The organism is Novipirellula sp. (genome assembly GCF_041583735.1).
In the GTDB taxonomy this organism is placed as follows: domain Bacteria; phylum Planctomycetota; class Planctomycetia; order Pirellulales; family Pirellulaceae; genus Novipirellula.
This window is the reverse complement of sequence record NZ_JBFHFD010000023.1, coordinates 1-22,585: the sequence shown is the minus strand read 5'-3', so window position 1 is coordinate 22,585 and position 22,585 is coordinate 1. Positions and strand designations below refer to the sequence as shown.

At 55.4% G+C, this 22,585-nt stretch carries 17 protein-coding genes; 8 read left to right on the top strand and 9 right to left on the bottom strand.

The window, feature by feature from the left end; all coding sequences use genetic code 11:
- The first annotated feature begins 11 nt into the window (after positions 1-11).
- Positions 12-1,109 carry a fatty acid desaturase gene (locus tag ABX962_RS03570; RefSeq protein WP_372716686.1) on the top strand — a complete coding sequence of 366 codons (1,098 nt, stop codon included), beginning with the start codon at positions 12-14 and terminating at the stop codon, positions 1,107-1,109.
- 146 nt (positions 1,110-1,255) lie between these two features.
- Here ABX962_RS03570 and ABX962_RS03565 read toward each other — a convergent pair whose 3' ends face one another.
- The 4 genes from ABX962_RS03565 to ABX962_RS03550 all read right to left on the bottom strand — a co-directional run bounded on the left by ABX962_RS03565 (position 1,256) and on the right by ABX962_RS03550 (position 7,918).
- On the bottom strand, positions 1,256-2,653 hold the full coding sequence (locus tag ABX962_RS03565) for a DUF1501 domain-containing protein (RefSeq protein ID WP_372716684.1): 1,398 nt from the start codon (positions 2,651-2,653) through the stop codon (positions 1,256-1,258).
- 122 nt (positions 2,654-2,775) lie between these two features.
- Positions 2,776-5,643 (bottom strand): PSD1 and planctomycete cytochrome C domain-containing protein, encoded by a 2,868-nt coding sequence (locus tag ABX962_RS03560; protein WP_372716682.1) that lies wholly within the window; start codon positions 5,641-5,643, stop codon positions 2,776-2,778.
- Between the two features lie 8 nt (positions 5,644-5,651).
- Positions 5,652-7,370 (bottom strand): LamG-like jellyroll fold domain-containing protein, encoded by a 1,719-nt coding sequence (locus tag ABX962_RS03555; protein ID WP_372716681.1) that lies wholly within the window; start codon positions 7,368-7,370, stop codon positions 5,652-5,654.
- The gene (locus ABX962_RS03550) at positions 7,367-7,918 is read right to left on the bottom strand and encodes a sigma-70 family RNA polymerase sigma factor (protein WP_372716679.1); all 552 of its coding nucleotides are present in this window, start codon (positions 7,916-7,918) and stop codon (positions 7,367-7,369) included. Before ABX962_RS03550 ends, ABX962_RS03555 begins: the two co-directional genes overlap by 4 nt.
- 312 nt (positions 7,919-8,230) lie before the next feature.
- On the opposite strand from ABX962_RS03550, the gene ABX962_RS03545 reads away from it, so the two are divergent.
- From ABX962_RS03545 to ABX962_RS03530, 4 genes are all read left to right on the top strand, one after another.
- Positions 8,231-8,704, top strand: a complete 474-nt coding sequence (locus ABX962_RS03545) for a DUF2946 domain-containing protein (RefSeq protein WP_372716677.1) — start codon at positions 8,231-8,233, stop codon at positions 8,702-8,704.
- A gap of 321 nt (positions 8,705-9,025) precedes the next feature.
- Positions 9,026-10,072 carry a DUF1559 domain-containing protein gene (locus ABX962_RS03540; RefSeq protein ID WP_372716675.1) on the top strand — a complete coding sequence of 349 codons (1,047 nt, stop codon included), beginning with the start codon at positions 9,026-9,028 and terminating at the stop codon, positions 10,070-10,072.
- A complete protein-coding gene (locus ABX962_RS03535; protein ID WP_372716673.1) occupies positions 10,069-10,485 on the top strand; it encodes a hypothetical protein in 417 nt (138 codons plus the stop codon). Before ABX962_RS03540 ends, ABX962_RS03535 begins: the two co-directional genes overlap by 4 nt.
- Positions 10,486-10,501: 16 nt before the next feature.
- A complete protein-coding gene (locus tag ABX962_RS03530; RefSeq protein WP_372716671.1) occupies positions 10,502-11,842 on the top strand; it encodes a hypothetical protein in 1,341 nt (446 codons plus the stop codon).
- 276 nt (positions 11,843-12,118) lie between these two features.
- Here ABX962_RS03530 and ABX962_RS03525 read toward each other — a convergent pair whose 3' ends face one another.
- Positions 12,119-13,342, bottom strand: coding sequence for a VWA domain-containing protein (locus ABX962_RS03525; protein WP_372716669.1), 1,224 nt, complete (start codon positions 13,340-13,342; stop codon positions 12,119-12,121).
- An 841-nt stretch (positions 13,343-14,183) separates the two neighbouring features.
- On the opposite strand from ABX962_RS03525, the gene ABX962_RS03520 reads away from it, so the two are divergent.
- Entirely contained in the window at positions 14,184-15,278 is a 1,095-nt protein-coding gene (locus ABX962_RS03520) for a DUF1559 domain-containing protein (protein ID WP_372716667.1), read from the top strand.
- A gap of 31 nt (positions 15,279-15,309) precedes the next feature.
- On the opposite strand, the gene ABX962_RS03515 is transcribed toward ABX962_RS03520, so the two are convergent.
- Both ABX962_RS03515 and ABX962_RS03510 read right to left on the bottom strand, forming a co-directional pair.
- A complete protein-coding gene (locus ABX962_RS03515; RefSeq protein ID WP_372716665.1) occupies positions 15,310-16,686 on the bottom strand; it encodes a sporulation protein in 1,377 nt (458 codons plus the stop codon).
- Positions 16,661-17,329, bottom strand: a complete 669-nt coding sequence (locus ABX962_RS03510) for a hypothetical protein (protein ID WP_372716663.1) — start codon at positions 17,327-17,329, stop codon at positions 16,661-16,663. Before ABX962_RS03510 ends, ABX962_RS03515 begins: the two co-directional genes overlap by 26 nt.
- Positions 17,330-17,547: 218 nt before the next feature.
- On the opposite strand from ABX962_RS03510, the gene ABX962_RS03505 reads away from it, so the two are divergent.
- Positions 17,548-17,985: a PH domain-containing protein gene (locus tag ABX962_RS03505; protein WP_372716661.1), complete on the top strand. Its 438-nt coding sequence runs from the start codon at positions 17,548-17,550 to the stop codon at positions 17,983-17,985.
- 7 nt (positions 17,986-17,992) lie between these two features.
- Here the strand turns inward: ABX962_RS03505 and ABX962_RS03500 are convergent, their stop codons facing one another.
- Positions 17,993-19,132 carry a glycosyltransferase gene (locus ABX962_RS03500; RefSeq protein WP_372716659.1) on the bottom strand — a complete coding sequence of 380 codons (1,140 nt, stop codon included), beginning with the start codon at positions 19,130-19,132 and terminating at the stop codon, positions 17,993-17,995.
- The gene (locus ABX962_RS03495; RefSeq protein ID WP_372716657.1) at positions 19,132-20,223 is read right to left on the bottom strand and encodes an endonuclease/exonuclease/phosphatase family protein; all 1,092 of its coding nucleotides are present in this window, start codon (positions 20,221-20,223) and stop codon (positions 19,132-19,134) included. The genes ABX962_RS03500 and ABX962_RS03495 overlap by 1 nt, the downstream gene beginning before the upstream one ends.
- 199 nt (positions 20,224-20,422) lie before the next feature.
- On the opposite strand from ABX962_RS03495, the gene treZ reads away from it, so the two are divergent.
- Positions 20,423-22,267, top strand: coding sequence for a malto-oligosyltrehalose trehalohydrolase (treZ, locus tag ABX962_RS03490; RefSeq protein WP_372716656.1), 1,845 nt, complete (start codon positions 20,423-20,425; stop codon positions 22,265-22,267).
- Positions 22,268-22,585: the final 318 nt, after the last annotated feature.

Below are 22,585 nucleotides of genomic sequence, written 5' to 3'. Positions count from 1 at the left end.
CAGCCGTAATCATGTCAACCAACACAACAAGTTCCGCTGAATTTTCATTTACCGAAAGCCGTCGTCTGATTGGCGATCTTTTTCGAGCACAAGCCTGGATCTATTGGACCGACTTTCTGCTCACCTATGCAGCGGGTGCCTTCTGCTTCACCCAAGTTTACGGTGGCCCGATCTACGGACGTCATCAAGGATTTCAAGGCACGTTTGAGCAAACGTTCTTCTTTTTCGCCTCGGTTCTACTGTTCTACCGAGCGTCATTGTTCATCCATGAAGTCGTCCATCAACGCACGAACGAGCGGCTGAAGTGGTTTCGGATTGTGTGGAATCTGCTATGTGGCATTCCGTTTTTGATTCCTTCGTTCGTCTATTACACACACATCGATCATCATCGCCGCAAACACTATGGCACCGATCATGATGGCGAATATTTGCCACTAGAACATCAACGAGGGTGGCAAATTCTATTCTACCTTTCGTGGTGTTTCGTCATTCCAATCGTGGCGATGGTTCGCTTTCTCGTGCTTACTCCGCTGGCCTGGGTCATTCCCGGGTTTCGGGCGTTTGTCCATCAACACGCTTCGTCGATGGTGATGGATCCGACTTACATCCGCCCGCTACCGACGAAGAAGACGCTAAAGATTATCTACATTCAAGAGCTAGGTTGTTTTCTTTGGAGCCTTGTGATCGTCGTGATCGCACCATTGGCGGTAGGCCAGTGGCCGACGCCGTTCTTGATCCATGCCTACCTGTTGTCGGTGTGCATCATTTTTCTGAATTCGGTTCGCACGATTGGATCGCACCGCTGGTCCAACAATGGCGAAGAGATGGAGTTCTTGGATCAGCTGCTCGATTCGGTGAACTATCCCCACCACGCTTGGATCACTGAACTTTGGGGACCAGTGGGAACACGCTTTCACGCGCTGCACCATCTGTTTCCCTCGCTGCCCTATCACGCGTTACCCGAGGCCCACCGCCGGTTGATGAAATCGCTGCCCGCGAATTCACCCTACCGCTTGACAGAGGAACGCTCGCTGACGGCAGGCATTATCAATTTGGTCAAACGGAATCGACAACACACGACGATGCAGCCCGCAAGTCATCAGGCGTAACGCGTATCGTTCCCGGTCCTACGTTCCGATCGCGGGAGACGTTGATTGCAATACTACGGATTTTGCAATGTGGGATAGGCTTCCAGCCTGTCGAGGATGCTGATGACAGGCTAGAAGCTTATCCCACATTTTGGAGCGATCAACGACTAGGCAATCAGGTCGTGGATCACTTCGCCGCCGAACTGGCTGAGCTGTTTGTAGCGGCCGCCGTGAAAATAGGTCAGCTTGTTGTCATCGAGTCCCAACAAGTGCAGAAGCGTCACGTGCAAATCGCGGATCGGATGAACACACTCGACGGCCGACGAACCGAGTTCATCGGTGGCCCCCACGACGCCTGGTTTGACACCGCCACCCGCCATCAACATCGTCATCGCTTGATTGTTGTGGCCGCGACCGAGCGAATAAACGCCACCGCGTTTGTTGTTATCGGGCGTACGTCCAAATTCGCCGGTCCAAATCACCAACGTATCTTCTAACATTCCACGTTGCTTTAGATCGCGGATCAGCGCGGCCATTCCCTTGTCGACACTCTTGATTCGTGCGGTGTGACCACGCTCGAGATAATCGTGGCTGTCCCAACCACCGCTAAAGATTTGCACAAAGCGAACACCGCTTTCAACCAAGCGACGCGCCATCAAGCATTGACGACCAAAAGTCTCGGTTTCCGAATCATTTAGCCCGTACATCTCCAGCGTCTTCGCATCTTCCTTGGCCAGATCGATCACCCCAGGCACTTCGGTCTGCATCCGGAACGCCAATTCGTAGCTTTCCATCCGTGCGTTCAGTTTCTCGTCCTCGGCTCCCAATGACGTCAAATGCTGAGCATTCAGTCGAGCCAATTCGTCAAGCGCTCGTCGTTGATGTTCGCGTGTCTTGAATTGCTGTGGAGCGAGGTCCAGGATCGGTGATCCCTGAGGACGCAACCGAGTGCCTTGATAGTAAGGCGGCAGGAAGCCGTTGCTCCAGTTGCCCGGTCCGCCTTGTGGCAACGCCATCTCGGTCATCACCACGTAGCCCGGCAAATTCTGGTTCTCACTGCCCAGCCCGTAAGTGGACCAAGCCCCCAGAGCCGGGTCGCCTCCCAAGCGGCTGCCGGTGTTCATGTGAAACAACGCCTCGGGGTGGTTTAGCGACTCGGCTTGGCAACCGCGATAGTTACACAACTCATTGGCCACGTACGGGTCGGAAAGGTATTTCCACTGATCGCACATGTCGATCCCGTTGTCGCCAACCTTATTGAACCCAAATGGGCTGCCGACAAAGAACTTGAATCCCGTCTCTTGGCCTGCGGTCAACTTGGATTCCGATTTATGCAATCGAGTCAACTCGGGCTTGGGATCAAAGGTATCCATATGCCCTGGACCGCCCTCCATGAACAACATGATGACGTTCTTGGCTTTAGCGGGATGCATCGGTGGCTTCGGAGCGAGCGGGCCCGCAGGCGTCGCTTTTGCTGTTTCCGCCGCCATCAAATCGGTCATGGCGACCGTCCCCAAGGTTGCCCCAAGACCGTACAGAAAAGAGCGTCGGGTTGCGTTTAACATGGCATTAACTCTTCGAAAGGAAATGAATCGGGGCGAAGCAGGTGATTGCGATCGCGAGGGGGAATGATGGCATGACAGGCTGGAAGCCTATCCCACATTGACAGGCTGGAAGCCTATCCCACTTAGTCGACGTACATGAACTCGTTGGTATTGAGTAATAGCAAGCACATGTCGGCCAAGGCACGCGTTTGGTCCGACACATCCGCTGCTTTTTTGTCGCGTTCGTAACGTTCAAAGATCGGCAGGATCTCTTCATACTGGAACGGTTGGCCCGAAAACTCTTCGACCAACGACTGAGTGATAACCGTCGGATATTCCACCGGCTTGGGATCGACCGATTGATGGTACGTGTGCATGTCTTTGACATAACGCGACAACTGTTGTTGCTCATCGGCGGTCGCATGACGCCCAAGTGTCAGGCGAAACGCACGGTCGATCTGTTCGGTCAGCGTCTTGCATTCTTGTTCCAATCGCAGTGCCAACGCCACCGAACGGTCGGTCATCGTGTCACTGTTAAGCAGCGTGAAGACTTGCGGTGTCACCGAAGCCGTCTCACGCAACTCACACGAATCGTTCGGATTCGGCTGGTTGAACAATTCGGTAAACGGATCCGCCAATCCACGTACATGGTAGGCATAGATCGTCCGGCGGTTCCGCAACTCGGGGGTCCGCGATGGCTGGTACGACGGAGCCAACGAAAACTGGATCATTCGCGGTTGAAGCGCCACTTCCATATTGATCTCGGGACTGATCGGCAATCCACCCTTACACGGCTGCAGTTCGCCCGTAATCAACAGAATCGAATCTCGCAGTTCCTCGGCACTCAAACGGCGCCGGGGGAAAGAGGAGAGCAATTTGTTGTCAGGATCCGTTTCGGCGATCCGTTCGGCATCCACTGGAATCGTGGAACGTTTGTACGCGTCGGACATCATGATATTGCGATGCATCCGCTTGATCGTCCAGCGGTTCTCAATAAAGTCGCCGGCGAGGTAATCGAGCAACTCAGGATGCGAAGGCTTCGCTCCCTTGCCACCAAAATTGTTTGCGTTTGCGGCCAAGCCGACTCCGAAATGGTACTGCCAAATACGATTGACGATCGAGCGCTGCGCCAATGCGTTCTCAGGGTGTGCGATCCAGCGAGCCAATCCCAATCGTCGGCCATCCACCGATTCGGTCAGCAAATAAGGATCGTCGGCCTGGGGATCAACCGGCACCGTAACCGCACTCAACACGCCTGGTGCAACTTGATCGCCCAGTGCCGTCAGTGCTCCGCCGACCAAGATATGATTGACGAGTGATTCCTTTTTCTTGTCCGGAGTGATTCGCAATTTGCGAGCCCCGTTCCAAGCCAACTTGGCAAACTCGGCGTTGTAGACGCTTTGCGCCATCGGTTTGTAACGTTCAAGCCGGCGAGTCCAGATCCATTCATCTTGCTCACGAACTTTCAGCTGACCTTGCTCGACGTGATCCAGCCCGACGTGCCGTTCCGGCTTCTCTTCGTCTGGCAGATCCTTTCGCTGCTCTTCGTCCTTGTACGGCAGATTGTGCTCATCGAACCATTTGCGAGCCGCGGCTTCGCGTTTGTTTACCAAGCGTGTCTTTTCGGAAACCGCAAAATCGAGCATCTTCTGGACATGTTTGCGGCCCTCTTCGAACTGTTCGCGGCTTTCGACATCCAAAAGTGGTACATTCCGCTCGGCCATATGCGTCGCTGCAAACGCCGAATACATGCGGTAATAATCACGCGTCGGAATCGGATCGAATTTATGATCGTGACATTTGCAGCACCGCATCGTGGTGGACAAAAAGGTCTGTCCGGTAATATTGACAAGGTCATCCAAGAAAATTTGACGAGCCTCGTCCGCTTCGATCATCGCGTTGTCCCAAGGCCCCAGTCGTAAAAAGCCGGTGGCGATAATCCACTCGGCTTCTTCGGGCGTGTAGTCACCATTGAGCTGAGCTTTCTTGACGGCCCCTTCGTTGCCTATACTGCGAGCTCGCACCGACGCGTCGGCCAGTTCATCACCGGCGATTTGCTCGACCACAAACTCGTTGTACGGTTTGTCGTTGTTGAACGAGCGAATCACGTAGTCGCGATAACGCCACATATTGGATCGTTCGAAATCGTTCGCCATCCCGCCAGTATCGGCATAGCGAGTCACGTCCAACCAATGTCGAGCCCAGTGCTCGCCGTACGCAGGACTTGCAAGCAATCGATCCACCAACTCGGTCCAAGCCGTTTGCGAATCGGTTTCCCATGCCGCAACAAACGCATCGACCTCTTCGGGTGCGGGCAGCAATCCGGTCAAATCCAAGGTTGCACGACGAACCAAGTCTTCGGGACTCGCTTCGCTGGCCGGCTTCAAGTCCGCTTCGACCAGTTTCTTGTCGATGAAATAGTCAATCGCCTCGGATGCGTCCACCGAAGCAGGCAACAGATCGTTTTTGGCTTTCAGCGGTTCGAACGACCACAGGTCTTCGGGTTTGTAGCGACGATGGGTCCACTCGCTCGACGTACCGCCGCTGGTGGTCACGATCATTCCTTCGTCGGTCACTCGTTGTTGGCGTTCTTCATCGCGATAGCGGGTCTGAGCCGCTTCATCAGGCCAAGGTGCCCCGTTGTCGATCCAGCGGCGAACGACGGCAATTTGCGGTTCGGTCAAACGGTCATTTTCTTTGGGAGGCATCTCGAGCGTGGTCCACGTGATCGCATCGATCAGTGTTCCTTCGTCCGGTTTGCCGGGAACGATCGAAGGTTCTTCGGACTCACCGCCGCGCATCATATCCGCGAGTGTCAGCACACTAAACTCGCCTTTGATGTCATCGGGATCCGCGCCATGACAGCCAAGACATTTGTCTTTCAGCAGCGGCAACACCTTCAAGGTGAATTCACGCTCGGCCGCTTCGTCGGCCAGCACATTGCTAGTAAACACGGCGCTAGTTACTAACGCCGCGACCAGCAGAGGAACGATTCGAATGCTACGGATCATGTCACACATCAATAGGGATCTCCCGCCTTATAAATTTCACTAATTTCTTGCTGCGACAATGCTCCATTGAACATTGCAAATTCGTCCATCACCCCATTCAGATTCCGCACCACGAACGTGGCATCGGTGCGATACATCGGCTGGCTCCAATTACAAATGGACGCCGCGCCGATCTCGATTGCTTCCGCCAACGATTCGGGGGGAATCGCCTCACTGCTAATTTCTGTTCCGTTCAAATAATGAGCGACACGTTGGGCATCCACGTCGTAGACGGTCGCCAACATGATCCAGCGGCCGCTGAGCGAAGTGTCCCAAATGGGTTCGGAGTAATAAATTTTGTGCGAAAAGCTTTGCTCTTCTTGCGACTCCGCAAGCGGTGCCTTCACCGAAAAGAACATGCGGCCGTCGTCCATGATTTGCCAATGCGGCTCGCGTTCTTCGTGACCATCAGTCAGAAACAACGAGTTGTACCAACGGTCCAGGCTGTTAATTTTCACCCAACAATACAGAGTCAACCCTCGGTACGAGCCTGGAACATCCAAACGCACCCGGCTGCCAGTACGGCTGAAATCCAGTGCACCGCCGCTACGACCCCAGCGATCCGTTGCCCGCTGGGCAGCGACCACCGCACCATCCGATGCAACGTCGCGGCGTCCGGCGGCAAGGTTGACCAATTGCCGAGACCATTCTGCACTTGGATCCACTTGATAATGAGCAATCAGCCGAGGATCGGTCCGCAACCGTTCACTGGCGGCTTGCCACTGCTGCAAACGATTCGACTGCGACTGGGCAAGCTCTTTTTGAAACGCGACGGGGCCAACGAGATTCAGATCCGCTGTTTGAGTTTGCGAAACTTGACCATCGGACATTAGTTCCACCGACTCGCCCTCCAAAAGCCGCAGCGAATCCGCCACCGCAGTCATTCCTTGCGGCCGCAATTCGACTTCGCCATCCACCACTTGCACACTCGAGCGATCGTCGGTGACATCCACCGCAAACTCAGTCCCCAAGTCAACGACTTCGCCAGCAGCGGTCTTGATACGAAAACCGTGTGCGGCATTGGGCACCTGAGCTCGCGCCCGTCCACGGGTCATACTGATTTGCATGGGCGAGTCGATTGAAAAAATCGCCTCACCCTGAACGACCACCTGCACACCGCTGAACAATTCGAGGTGCACCAAACCAGATTTCAAATGCAATTCGCCCCCGGGCAACAAACCACCGCTGCCGATGGCGACTCCTTCCCAAACGGCCTCGCTTTGACCACTTAAAATGGCAAACCCGCTCGCTGAGGGCTCACTCTCGGGACGGCTCACTCGCTCGGAATTCGTGGCCGCGTTGGGATCCCAAGCGACGAGGTCTTGCGGTTCGTTGGCACCGCGAATCAATGGCACCACGACAAACACACTGGCCGCGATGGCAAGCAAGGTGCCAGCCAACAGCATCATACCGGCTGATTTGATGCGAGTCGCAGAAGTGTCGTTCGGCGTGCGCTCAATCGCTGGATCCGTCGCAGTATCGAGGACCGCGGCCACGTGGACGCTCGGATCCAATAGCGACTCGGCTGCTTCGCGTTCAAGAAGCACGCCCAACTGCAACCGTCGGTAATATTCTTGTCGCACTTCCGCGTCGACAATCAACTCAGCTTCGATCCTGAGAAAATCAGATTCGCTGATGTCGCCATCCAGAAGCGAATCGAGCAATGTGGAGCGTTCGTCAGGGGTCATTCCATGTCTCCTGAAGTCACAAGTCGCTGTTCAATACAATCTGCCAACTTGCTACGAAGCCGATGCAGCGTCACCTTGATTCCACCCACCGAGCGCCCGACGCGTTTTGAAAACTCGGCCAACGGTTCGGCCGATGCATAGCGACACATCAATAGTTCACGGCTCTCGGGTTTGAGCGACTTCATGCATTCCCGCAGCGCCGCATGTCGCTGCAACAAATCATCATCCAGAGCGACCAACTCGTCCGCCACCGTGACCTCGAGCTCGTCCGAAAATCGCAAACGAGCATCCCGGGCCTGTTGTTTTCGATGGTTCAACACTTCAAAACGGGCGATCGCAAAAGCCCAGGCCTTGAAATTGGTTCCGGGCTCGAAATCGGCTCGTTTTTCCCAAATCTTGGTATTGGTTTGCTGAATCACATCACTCGCCACATGATCCCCCGGCATCAATGCACGGACGTACAGCATCAGGGGCAGTTGACATTCGGTCAGCTGTCCCACAAACGTCGCTTCATCGGCAGAGTGAGAATTGGGCGTGTGCATACCCATAAATGCCGCCTCAGAGAAAAGGTTAACAAGAAAAAAAGTCGCCGCTGCGAATTTTCTTGGCGAAAGAGGAAGTCACTATTGTAGAGCAGAAAACTCTGCAAACACGGGTTTCCAGCAATCATCAAGGACAAACCGAGGCATCGATCTAGAGCAATCACGCCATCACGCGTGACCCGATAATTTGCCCCATAACTTCCATCGCAGTCCGGCAATTTGGTTGACTTGACGAACCGAATACCTCGCACTAACGTAACGAAACTGTCCTTGGTCGGACCCCATTTTTCTTCCTGAACTCTCGCCACGAATGCCACTGTGCTTTCGATAATCCGACCCTTTCTTGCTGCTGTCTTGTGCAGCGTCATCGCTCTGGGACATGCCCCTGCATGGCTGCATGTTGCGACATGCCATGACGGCGTGACGTGCGACAGTGGATCGGCAGATGGTGGATCGGCAGGGGAAAGCAAACCCCTATGTGTTGACTTGGCCCACGCCGACGAGTCGGGATCGGTTCACGCGGGTTGCTCACACGGATGCCATCATCACGATAACGAACCGGTCACGGCAACGGATGCCCCGGACGACCATCAGCACAGTCCAGCTCATCACGACCACGACCGCTGCCTGATTTGTCAATCGCTCACCGCCCCCTGTGGCTTCACCTGGGAGCTCGAAACCGCGGTGCTCAGCGATGTTGACGTCGAGCAAGCGGAAAATCAACGCGGCTTCATCCTCGTTTCGGCCTTTCTCGTCGTCGCCGCGCCTCGCGGTCCTCCTGCCATCGCTTGAGCCATTTGGCTCGCGAATTTCTTTTGCATCCTGTCGTTCGTGTCCTGCACTACGTGTTACTCAAGACACGTTTTGCTCAAACACGTTGCGGGTGACACTGCGTCATATCGCTGACGATCCTCCCTCGCGCCGGCAATCCGGGCTTGCGTGGCATCGCTCGCGATGTTTCGCGAGGCCGCTAATTCAATCAATCGTTTCGCTTCGACTTGAGGTGGCGTCAAGCCACTTTGACCGAGCCAGCGACGCGAGCGGCTGAAGTTGCGCGCCGCTAGCACGCAGGGCCTTACACCTATCCAATCCACTTCCACATCAATCGACAAAATGAGATATCACCCCCCAAATCGGCGCCGAGCCGCCTTCACCCTGGTTGAGCTGCTGGTGGTCATTGCGATCATCGGTGTCTTGGTGGCGCTACTGTTGCCTGCGGTGCAAGCCGCGCGCGAAGCTGCAAGAAGAATGTCTTGCAGCAATAACCTGAAACAGATCGCGTTAGCGGTTCACAATTATGAAAGTACGTTCAAAGTCATTCCCGCGATGACGGGTTCGAGCAGTTTTTCAGTGCAAGCCCGAGTGCTACCGTACATCGAGCAGGCAGGACTGAGCGACCTGATCAACTTTGAAGAACCACTACTCGTGGGCCCTGCTTGGATGGCTCGCTTCAATCCCAAACAGCGTGATGCGATCACCTCGGTCGTGCCCACCTTTCTCTGTCCAAGTGACGTCGGAGACCCCAATTTTGCAACGGTTTTTGCAGACGACAGCGAAGGGACGTGCGGCGGGTTGAGCTACATGTTCAGCTACGGCAGTGGCACCGACACACACTACGACGATCGCTACCGGACCGACGGCATGGTCTGGACCGATTCTTGGGCAGGATTTCGAGATTGTCTCGATGGCACGTCCAATACCGTGCTGATGGCCGAGACGGTGCTCGGGGACCAAACCAGCGGCGTCAGCGAAGCTACGCCGGTAGGTCCGCACCGCCGCATCGCCAATTGGGGCGGCACCACGGGCAATGTGGCTCCTAACCCCGGGTTTCTCGATAGCGGAACGCTCATCGCCAATCCCGATCTGGAGACCATCTTTCCGGCTCGCGTTACGTCCTACAGTGGCAATCGAGGCCAATCGTGGATTCGTGGTGTGCCGTATGCCACCGTGATCAATGGCTACATGACCCCCAACCACCGTATTCCCGACATCGGAATCCACGGCCGCGGCTTCTTTGCATCGCGTTCCTATCACACCGGCGGAAGCATGCACGCGATGGTGGATGGCAGCATCCATTTCCTGACCGATTCGATCGATCGCGACCTGTACCATGCCCTGTTCTCGCGTGATGGACGCGAAGTGGTGGAGGTGCCGAAGTGAAAACGCTTGCCTCCACTCTGTTGATTCCGTCACTACTTACACTCTCGGGTTGCGGTTCATTGCAACCGGGTCCAACCGAAACCGATGGCGTCTGCGTTGCGGTGACCTACGGTTCCGATCGACTGGCCGATGTGCATGTGCGCTTGCACGGCTCGGCAACCGGTCCCGTGCTAGCCCAGGCGATTTCATCGACCGATGGGATCGCTCGTTTTGACCCCATGCCGAGTCCGCAGCCCGATGAATACTTCGTCTCGCTCTGTTCGCTCAGCGATGGCGGCTGGATTCTCGATGCCAAGTATCTGAAGCCCGATGTCAGCGGCTTGAAACTAAAGCCGCTTGCCGAGGGCGATGTCCATTCCATCCGACTTCCCCGCGGTGCCGTTCGCTCGCTTACCCCAATCAATCACCGTTAAAATGCGATACCTCACCATGAAAACCCTACTTCAATTGGCCGCCGCTTGCTTGATCACGACGATCGCGACAGCAACCGCAAACGCCGAGGGCCGAACCGTCGCTCGGTTGTTTTGGCAAGACAACCACGACGCTAACGTGAACTACGGCGACCTAAAAAAGTCCGCCCAAGGATGGACGCTGCAACCGGAACCCATTCCCGACTTTCCATCGCTGGACACCGCCGAGCAAATGCTGGTGCAGATGCAAACGGATGCGGGCATCATCGTGCTGGGGATTCACGACCATGCCGCAGGCACCGTTGGTAGCGGCTGGATTGCGATCGACTCGGGCGCGGTCGAAGAATCCCACGGCGATCATTCCCACGTGCGGCTGAAACACCAACCAAGCGTGATGCACACCAGGATCGATACCGATCAAGGCAACCCCGCACACGTTTACAAGTATGGAAAATCGTTTGTGCTAGCCAACGACAGCAACAATGGATTTACCATCACCAGTGCGTCACGTTTACGAAAAGCAAAAAGCCTAGAAACGGCTACGACGTTCCACGAAGGAGGCCACGGGCACATCACGCTCGCCGCGATCGAAGACAAAGTGGTCTATGCCACCTGGATCGATCGCGAGGGTGACGATTCCGGTCGCGTCGATGTCGTCGGACTCGGTGAAAACGAAGGCAAACGGTACTCGATCCACTGTCCCACCGGAGGCCTGCACGGGGCGACGGTCAATTCGGGCAAAGTGTTCCTGGCGCCAAGCGACGGCATCTGCTGGGTTCACGCGGACTTGGATCTCAGTTCGACGGCGGATTCCGTCGCGATCCACCACCTTTCGCTCGGCAAAGACACCGACGACACTCCGCTTCGCACCGGAGCTTTTGCAAACCTGGATCAACTTGTATTGTTTACCGCTGGTAAAGGCAACGATGCTCGGCTTTGCTGGATCGACGCGGCTAGCGACGATCCCACGGTGGCGACGCTGCCCATCGAACTAGCCGATGGTGAAACGTTGACGACGCCATTGGCGGTGAAAGCTCGCGGCGGCAAGCGATTGGCAATCATGTTTCGCGAAAACAAATTGTCGCCCGCGGATGATTGTCTTTTGATTGTCGATCTCGACCCGAATGCAGATAAAGATTGCTCTGACGCCACCGTCGCTGCGGATCTTTCGATCGGAGGCAATCTAATCGAAGGCCACTCGGGCCATCACGAGGCAGTCGTCCTGCCGAGCCGGCGTGAAGTGATCATCAGCAATCCAGCCGATGGAACCCTTTCGCTGATCTCGCTAGCCGAACAGCGTGTCTTGGAAACATTTTCGGTAGGCGGAAATCCATCGCGGATTGTCGCGATCGGAGACTAACGCTCGCCCGCTTTTGTCCTGCCGCGTGAGGCGTCGCCAGCCATCGGTCCGACCACCTCCGGTTGTCGTGTCTCGCGCGGTGGGATTTTTTACACTCCACATCCCCCATTCCATTTCGTCCAATCCACGGCGTTTTTCGGGCGTTAAATTCAACCCGCCCAACCTTGGTCCTGCCCGACACGCTGGCTAGGGAACGGAGATGCCACGTGGCTAGGGGGTGGACGAAACTCTTGGCGAGTTTCGCTACGGGAAGGAGGCTCACTGGAGGGCAGCCTGCTATTTTTCGAGTTCAAAACCCGAGGCTTCCAATTGCTTTTGCACGGTGCCCGAGAACGCGTCTCCGAACGTGGCTTCCTCGGATGGCTCGGCCAACTTGGCTTGCTCGGCCGCGACATAGGCTTGACGCTCCTTGTTCAACTCGGCCAACTTGGCCTTGATCTCGGCGCGACGTTTTGACATCGCTTCGACGCGTTTGAGCCGTTCGGCAGGCGAGAGCGACTGAAGTTCCTCAGGCAGCTCTGCCACGTCGATCTTGGCAATCGCATCTTCGTCTTCTTCATAAGTGTCGACCAAATCACGCCCCACGTTGCGATACAGTGAACTGGATTTCGTGGCGGCACGGATACTGAGACCGCCGAAACCACTGGCATTGCGATCTTGCAATGCCTGATTTGATTCGTAACTCTCTCGCTTGCTCTTGGATCCATACCACAGGTACGTTTTGTTCAATTCGTTATTGAGTTTGATGATAATCGTGTCTTGCGGTGCCTTGATGTGCACGACCTTCTCATCCTGATTGATATTCAAATACTCGCCTTCGGCAATATCGGCGCCGTCTTTCCATTTCCCGTTGATGCCTTGTTGATAGTCGCCACAGTGGATCGTGTTGACGACAACGCCCGCACCAATTGCCTTTTTACAAGCCGAGCGGTAATCAACCGAGCCTTGCGTGAACGGTTCGTTACCGGCGATGAAGATTGCTTTGTAGGCGTTCGGCTCGCTGCTCCAATCGAGTCGCTTGATCGCTTCCTTGATCACTGCGCCACAATACTCGTCACCGCCATTGGTGCGGAGCGCGAAAAGCGCTTCGGAAACCTTGTCCAAATCATCGGTCAGCTTCACGACTTGGCGGATGTAATCTTCGCTGGCGGGCAAACCTGAATTGCCATACTCAAACACGGCGACGCGAAGCAGTGGCGTTTTGCCTCGCTTCTTGGCTTTGGCGAATTCTTGCACGATATTCCAAAGTTGACTTTTGGCTTGCCCGATCAAACCGTCCATCGAATTGGATGTGTCAAGCAGTATTGCCACGTCGACCGAAGGCCGAGTCCCTGAAAAGGGAGCCTTCTTTTTCGAATCGGACTTTTTGGAATCCGACTTTTTATCCTTGTCTTTTTCGATCGTGATCGTGACACCTTGGGCGCCAACGACAGGAATCATTTGCTGGCTAAAGCCAATTAGAATCGCCAGCGGCAGCACGAGCTTTGGAGTCGCTTGCATCGGATTTCTCCAAGAAAAGAAGGGGGGGAGCAGCCTACGTCCGAATCCGGAAAATGAGTCGCAGTGGGAGGAATCCAATCGTAAAAGGTGGCAGAAACGCCACCTCGCGTTGCTCATCCGGATTTCTTCCATTCTACGCGTTGACGATCCGCCTCGAAGCCAGAAAGCAGGTTTTCGCAAACCGACGGGGGCCCCTACGCCCTGTCTGAAAACCGTAGCGGGAGTCGCGGGCGGGCTATTGATTGAGTCGTACGACGGACTTCCTAGTCCGTCGAATACACCATTGACGGACTAGGAAGTCCATCATACTACCCTTGCCGCAGGAAACTTCACTAAATCAACAAGCCGTCAATCCTTTCGGCTGCATGGCATAACCCATTGGGAAATCGAAATGCTTCACGAATTCTGCTACCAAGTTTCCGCCGCTAATGCGTTCTCAGTCAGTGCCTAGCCGCCGCCGATACCTAACGCTGTGCAGCGTTTCGTAACGGAATCTCGTCAAGCGCTTCGGCGATAAGCGTCATGGAACGAAAGTCTTGGCGACTTTCGCTACGTCAAATTTGCACAAACCTTGCAAGAAAAAGATGCTTCACGGCGTTTCTCCATTCCGCCTCGTCTACCCTGACCAGACGAAGAAAAATCCCGGGAGCATCCGGATGCAACGGGTTGACTCGCCAAAAGCGAGCAAGTAAACTTCGCCCCATGTCTTGTTGAGAATCATTCTCAAAAGACCCGTCAAGCCAGCCATTCTGTAGAGCCAGCCAGACCCCCAATCGTTTTGTTCCCCACACCGGTGGCGAACATCATTCCGTCTGACACTCCCTCTCTATGGACCCTACCTATGGCTACCCACGCCCCTGCCGCATCGTCGTCTCGCCGCGGTTTCACGCTCGTTGAGCTTCTTGTTGTCATTGCTATCATTGGCGTTTTGGTTGGGCTATTGCTGCCGGCGGTGCAGGCCGCACGCGAAGCCGCGCGTCGAATTCAATGCAAAAACAACGTCAAACAAATTGCGTTGGGAATGTCGATGTTCGAGCATACGTTTGGTCATTACCCTTACTCGCGAACGGGGTCGCTGTGGCGAATCTTAGCATTTGTCGAACAACGTGAACTGGCGGAAACATTCAGCGCCGCAAAGCATCCTAACTTTGATAACCCTGCAGCCGACGAATACAAATGGGGTTACAACGGAGTGATTACGACCGACTGGAGTAACAAGCCATTGCTAACCGAGGCAGCGGGCACGGAACTAGGCGTGTTTCAATGTCCGAGCCGAACCGGATCGGGAACGCTATTTGAAGACGACATCGTCATGGGCGTCGCCGATTACACAACACCGCGGATCCCCTCGCTTCGCCCCGAAGGCCACCCGCTGTATTACCAAAGCGGCGAACCGCAGATGCAATTCAGCACGGCCATGACTCCCGCTTCGGGCTCACGAAACCGCAACCCCAATAACAAGGGTGGCAAAGCACGTGACATCACCGATGGAATGAGCCATACGTTGATGTACTACGAATGCATCGGGACCCCCGAATTATTCGTCCGAGGCCGGATGGCGGCGACGACCGGTGGCGCAGGATTGACGTGGGCAGGCGGTGGTGATGGAGTCAAAATGCGTGCTTACAACGCAGACAACATGACCGCGGACACGTCGAACTCCAATCGTGGCCTATCGACATCGTCAACTCCGTCGATCCCCGATACCCCAACGGATTGCAGCAAAACCTCTGCTTGGGAAGCGACCATCGATACGTGCGGAACCTACCGTGCGCTCAATCACACGAACAAGAGTCAGCCATACAGCTTCCACTCGAGTGCGGTGAACATCGGACTCTGCGATGGTTCCTCACGAACGATCACTGACACCATCGACATTGGCGTTTTTCTGAATCTGATGCTCCGCAATGACGGGCAGCTGCCAGGCGAATATTGAGTTTGCCGGGGATACCGATCGCGGCCTCGAGCTATTCGGTATCAAGTTTGATTTGCAGCCGACGGTGACGGTCGTCCCAACCGACGATCGTCCCCTGGCCGACCCAGCGATCGCGTCCAATCTGCTCGAAATCATCAGCCAATTGATGGGGAACATACAACACCAACGGCAAAGGTGGGTCACCGTAGTGAGCCCACACGGCGTATCCGTCTTTGAAGACGTGCGGATCTTCGTCGCCTGCGTACAGCAACCGTCGCTCGACAAAAGCTTCGATCCGAAATGAAAGCCCTGTCACAGCATCGACAAGTGTGGCGAGTTGCTCAGGCTCGTCCCGCAGCGACCACAGATGGTTGGCGGTCTCGGCAAAGGTAATCCCATCGGCATTGTCGCGTACCGCTGGCTGCGCAATCGACGGCACCGGACGTTCCATCGGTTTGCCCGATGGCAACACTTGCAGTGCAATCTCTTTGGACCAATCGGGCCAGCGCGGGATGTCAATGCGAAGCGTGGTCGCCCAGATCAAATCGTTGCTCGGCAAATCGAGCGTGTAGGGAGCATCCTCGGGCAACGTGACCAAAATCGGAAAGCGGCGTTCTTGGCCCGCCGCCAATGTCGTGGCCGATTGCAGTTCGGTTGTCCGTTCAAAGAAAACATGTTTATGCGTTGTCTTGTTGCTACCACTGCCGCTGACGCAAACCTCGCGAGCCTCGAAATTCAACGTGATCGCATTGACGTTGACGTTCTTGCGAGGGCGAAGCACAAGCTCGCCCTTGACCTGGTCTCCGGGAGCGACCACGGTGGGCGAGACTTCGTAGACCACTTCGCCTAACAGATACTTTGGCAACAAGACCTTAATCGCATAGCCGACGGCGAATAGAACGGGAAAGATACCAACACAGATCAGCGAAAAGGGGTTTTGAACCATGAAGAACATGAAACCCGAACACCAGATCATCAGAAACACGCCGATAAAAATACCGGCAAAGACGGACCGGCTCGGTGCCTTTTTCGTCACAGCCGCCTCGGGTCCACAGGTCGGACGCATCAGAATCGGTACCGAAGCCTTGGGGTCAAAGCCCCAAGGAATTTTCACACGAGCATCGATGTAGTGATCAACGTTCAGGTAGTGCCCGTGATAACTGGGCGGCCAATCGCCTACGGGCAATTCAAACGGGTACTCGACGACTTGGCCGGCCACCCATTCGCCTTGGAACAGCGTCGTGCTGGCGAAAGTCCCCGAGGTCACGTTGCCGCGTCCATGGGTCTTCCAAACTGACTCGACGACCAATCCGCTGCACTTCACGTCCTGGTCGACGTTCACACGAACCTTGCCGCGAACGGTGCCTCCTCCCTCGTACAAAAAGTTGGCACCCTCGGCTAACTCAATCGACAAATCGCATTTCGCCATCGCTGTACACCTGGTGTTGAACTTGCTCGTAGAGGTAACCTTCGATGCCGCGGATATCACTGCCAAACCGCGACACCAATCTGTCGGCGTCGTGCTGCGACAAGGTTGGAACCGGCCCCGGCCCTAATCGAGACGCCTCGATTCGGCGATTTGCCGAATCGGCTACCAATTGTGCGTTATTTGTATCACCTAACTGATAGGTTGTGACCTCGTACCCCGCTTTTTTCAGCGGACGGGTCAAATCGCGATGCGTCGCCAACACCAACGGCATCCCGCTGGCGAAGATGCGATGCATCACCTTTCGCGGTAATCGCTGAGCCTCGTCGATCATCAGCGGAACCCCTTCGGCGATCGCACCGCAGGGCAAATCTTCGTCGAGATAAACGTAAGACGCATCGGGAAAATAACGCAGCATCGCCAACATTCGCGTCGTCTTGCCGCGACCGCACTCGCCAATCAATTGCAGTGCCCTCCGCGATCCTTGCACATGCGAAGCCAGCTCCGCCACATCGACCACCGCCAACTCAGCTCGCTCTTCTCGCGTCAACTCACCAAATGGATTTCGCCACAAATTGCACCATGCCCATGGCAAACCGCTGTGATCGCCACGATGCGGATCGATGTGAGCAACAGGTCTATCCATCGAAGTGTTTGAATTCATCACGGTTGCTGAAAAAACCTTGAACGCACAGAATTTAGGACCGTCGGAACAATGACGCTCGTCACGACGCTCGCATCGTCCCCACTGAACCCCGACTCGGACATGTCACGTCGCCCCCCATCCTCTCACAAGTGGCACGGGGGTGGTACATGGTCGACGCTCTGGATGATGAAAACCAAGAAAAAGAACCCTCAACTAAAATGAACGAACCTTCCCCCGCGATAAAAACACCGATCCGTTACGAGTCGGCGATCGACCTATGGCTACTGATGCTGCTGATGCTCTCGCCCGTGGTGGCGGTCGTGATTGGCGGTTACTTGATGGTGAACGGTCGGCCCGGGGATGCGTCACTGCTGTTTCTGGCCGGCGCAGCCACCTTGTTAGTGCAAGGTATCTTCGTTGTCCCTTGTCGCTATACGATCCTCGAAGACGCCGTTTCGGTTCGATGCGGAATCCTGTGTTACCAGATTCCCATCGCCGAGATTCAATCGATCGAAAAATCGTCGAGTTTAAAAAGTGCTCCGGCTTTGTCGCTTCGTCGAGTTCGAATTCAAACGAAAAAGCGTGAGTACCTGGTATCGCCGAAAGATCGCGAAGGGTTCATTGCCACGATCAAGCAAATGGCGAAGCTCGATTGATTCGTAATCACGACAAAAACAGGTCTTCGATTCGCCGCGTCGTTTGATTCACGTCATGAAAATCACGGACGTAACGCAGTGCCGCATCAGCACGCCGAATCGCCGCGTCACGATCGCTGAGAAAATCGCGAATGGCACTGGCTAGCGATAACGGTTTGCCGGGATCGGCCATCAACATCGTTGGCTCTTGATCCATCAACTCGATCGTTCCTCCGGCACGCGTGGCGATCACCGGAGTCCCCAGTGCCATCGCCTCTAAAACCACGTTGGGCATCCCTTCGAACAGCGACGGCAACACGAGCGCATCCGCCGCTGCGATGCGGGCGGCCGGATTGGCTTCGACTCCGACAAACTCGATCGAATGACGCCGGACTTTCTCTGCCGCCAATTGATGCAATTGCGATCTTAGCGGCCCATCGCCGACCATGATCAACTTCAGAGGTGGAACTTCGGCAGGCCAATCCGTCTCGGCCAGTGCCACCGCTCGAATCAAATCCGCATGCCCCTTTTCCGAAGTCATCCGCCCCACACAAACCATCGTGACGTGATCGGGATCACGCGGTGGGGCCGCTGCCGATTTCAGCAGCAAATCGTCGCGATCGACAGGATTGGGAATCACCGTGACCGAATCGGGAAACAGCTTGTAATATGTTTCGGCCGACCGAGCGGCAATTTTGCTGACGGCCACCACCGTGCGAGCCTGGCGATAGGCGGCTGATAATCGCCATCGTTTCCAGCGAACAAAACGTTTTTCGACCAACGGCAGCGCTCGCTCGGGCGGGCTGACAATCGTCGAGATCCGTGGAATCCCCAGTCGTTGGCAGGCCGGTGCCGCGATCAAACTCATCGCAAACGTACGATCGTAAACCCCTGCGATCTTTTCTTTGATCAACAGCTCCCGCAGATGAGCGATCTGTTGTCGTAAAATGCGGCCAGGAAAATAGAGCTGGTTTGGCTGCGGAACATCGGCAAACGAATGCACAGGGACATCGTCGGGAATTTCCGACATCAAGTCGCCCGCACGCTCGATCACGTACAGATGCGGCTCGAACCGAGCTCGATCCAAATGCCGCAGCAGCAGCAGTGTTTGCCGTTCGCTGCCACCGCCTCGCATCGAACTGATCATCAACAGCACACGTTTACGCATTAGGGCACCTCGACTTCGACCCACACCATGCGGTGGTCACTCGCCGAGATCAATTCACGCTGCGGATCTTGACGTGTGGGCCAAAACACGCCGGCATCCAACACGTTTAGTGACTCGCTCGGCAATACATAGTCGACGCGAAAATGACCACTGCTGCCAAAGTCGGCAGTATCCAGCGTGGGGTCGCCCGTGTGTTTGGCATTGGCCTTGCTTTTTGCGTTTGGCTCCGCTGCACCTGGCGAGCGAGGTTTGGGGTCTTGAACACGAGAGTGGCCGAGCAATCGCCGAATTGCGTCTTGTTTGCCGTCACCGTCGGCTGGATCGGCGTTCAGGTCGCCAAGGATGACAAAGGCTTTCTCGGCCGCCATCCCTCCGCTGTTCCCTGCATCATCTCGCAAATAGACTGCGTCCGGGTTGTCGATATAGTCTAGCCAAAAACGGATCTCATCGTGATTGCGGCAACCATTATGATCCTCGGCACCATCAAATACCGGCGGTGTCGGATGACTTGCCAACAAATGAATCGTGGCGTCGCCAATTTGAATCGGCACATCCAGATGATTCTTGCTCGATAACCGCAGCTTTGACCACACTCGGTCCTCGTGGTACGGCTTTTGTGTTTCGGGGTCGCGAGGCCGATTCGCATCCGGCAGTTCGGACCACAAATATTTCTGGAACGTGCGAATGTTTTTCTGGTCGATCGGAAAGCGACTGTAAATCGCCATCGAATACTGACCGGGATAAACGCCGTAACCCCACGCATCGGTGGCTTCGCCGGAGGCTGCATTACCGTTCAAATCCAACCCCGAATCGATCCCCGTATTGCTCGCCGCCGCGTAGATATAGGGATACTCGATCGGGCTGCGGCCCGATTTAGCGATCGCAAAATATTCTTCGGCGAGCAGCCGAGAGGTCGCCGCATTGGGTTCGTAATCAATTTCGTTTACCAGCAATAGATCGGGGCGCACCGTTTGCACAATCGCAGCAAGCTTGATTGCTTTCGGATCACGTCCGTCTATTAGCCGCTCGTAGACCTCACCAGCCTTTTTGCCGTACAAAGAAACGTTAAAAGTCGCGACGCGGATATTCACAGACTCAGTGGACTTCGTGGTGGTGGGCTCGGCGGCGGAACAGGGGGGGGCACAAACCGCAAGCAAAACGAGCAGGCTGCTAAAAAGGAACCCGTGAACCGAAGTTGAAAACATGAGGGGATTGCACCGCGGGAACAGACTATCGAAGTTGGTAGCCGCAGTGTAACCGTTTTTCTCTTACATCTGATCCATGGTGACCATGAAACGTTCGCTATCTTCGCAAATTGAATCTTCGCTTATCGACTGGGAAAACGCCGCCCCCCACCAATCACTCGGGGCGACGCTGGTCGGAAAAAATCAGACACGATTTGTTGTCTGGGCACCCGAGCGAGACCAGCTCGAAGTCGAGTTGGTCGGCCAAGATCGCAAAGTCAAATTGCAAAAAAATGACGACGGATATCACGTGGGGCTCGTGGAGGATTGCGGACCATCGGAGCGTTATTTCTACCGCTGTGACAACGGTCCACAACGGCCCGATCCTGTGTCCCGTTATCAACCGCTCGGGGTGCATGGACCGAGCGAAGTAGTCGATCCCGCATTCGCTTGGACCGATTCGCAGTGGCAGTCGGTCGAGCGAGACGATTTGATCATTTACGAAATGCACGTGGGTGCGTTCACGCCCTCGGGCACATTTCTCAGTGCGATCGAGCGACTCGATGAACTGGTCGAACTTGGCGTGACGGCGATCGAATTGATGCCGCTGGCCGATGCGGCGGGCCGCTGGAACTGGGGCTACGATGGCGTGAACTGGTTCGCACCGAACCACAATTATGGAACGCCTGCGGAACTAAAACAGCTTGTCGATGCGGCTCACCAAAAAGGTTTGGCGGTGATCGTCGATGTGGTCTACAACCACCTTGGCCCCGAAGGCAATTATCTGGGTGAGTTTGCTCCCTACTTTTCCGCGAAACACGGCACGCCGTGGGGCGACGCGCCGAATTTTGATGATCCGCGGTGGGGCAGCGAAGTCCGCCGCTATGTGATCGCCAACGCCATCTACTGGCTTGACGAATTTCACATCGACGGACTTCGAGTCGACGCGATCCACTGCACCCGCGATGACAGCGATCCTCATATCGTCGCGGAGATGAGCGAGGCGGTACGGCGTTGGTCCGAAGCAGCAAGCCGAAACGTGTTGCTGATCGCCGAATCCAACGTTCACGATCCCGAGATGAACCGACCGCTCGCCGAAGGCGGGATCGGATTTGACGCCCAGTGGTGTGACGACTTCTTACACAGCGTATTTGCGGTGGTGCGTCCGGGCGAGCAACTTTCTAACCGCGTGTATCGCTCAGGAACCGATTTGGCTCAGTCGCTGTCCAAAGGATTTGTGTTTGAGGGGACCATGCGAAAGGATCGAAGCCGGCAGACGCCGGAAACGCGAACGGACACACACGGACTGGTTTATTCGATCCAAAACCATGACTTCATCGGCAACCATCCGCTAGCCAAACGATTGGATCAATTGACTTCACCGGCGGCACAGAAGTCGGCGGCGGCACTGCTATGCTTGACGCCCGCGATTCCGATGCTGTTTATGGGCGAAGAGTTTGCCTCGAGCCGGCCGTTTTTATTTTTCGTCGACTTTACGGACGCGGAACTACAAGAGGCCGTGGTCAACGGACGCCGACTTGAGTATCCGCAACACGATTGGTCCGAAGGCTTGTTGCCGACCGAAGAGGCCGCATTCCGATCGTCGAAATTGGAATCCCGAGAGGACGGCAACCAGAGTATGTGGCGTTGGTATCAATCGCTGATCCAGTTGCGGAAACAGTGGCGAGCAGCGGGATTATTGAGCGATGCGAACATTGAAACGCATTACGACAGTGATTCGAGTCTGTATCAAATCCGCTACGTGCAAGGGACGGAAACTGCCACGGTCTATTCGCGGCTAACCACGAACGAAACCGACGCCGCCCCGATCTCGATCGAGCCCACTGGCGACTTACTGCTCGACTCACTACCGGAAACCTCGGTGGAACACGTTGGTGTCAATGAATTGCTGCCCAACCAAGCCAAGATTTTCTATTCAAGTGGTTCGTAGACGAGGATTGATGAGGCAAGGTTGATCCCTCGCTGCATATCTTGCGCTGTATCGTGCCAATAGGCTTGTTGGTGCGATGCGCCGGATCCTCTACACCACAAGGAAAGTTTTGGTAGGAAGATGGGAAAACTGACCGGCGGATCAAGATGAAGGCGGCTTCATTGTTGGCGATGCAGATCAACTGGATCGCACGACGGCGGTATCACAATTACATTTTTTATCCTTCCATTTTCTAACCTCCTCTTCGTCCGCGCTAGGTCGTATTGCGGCGGCTCACGCCCGCGAATCGTCCCACGCGTGCTAGTGCCTTGCATCGTG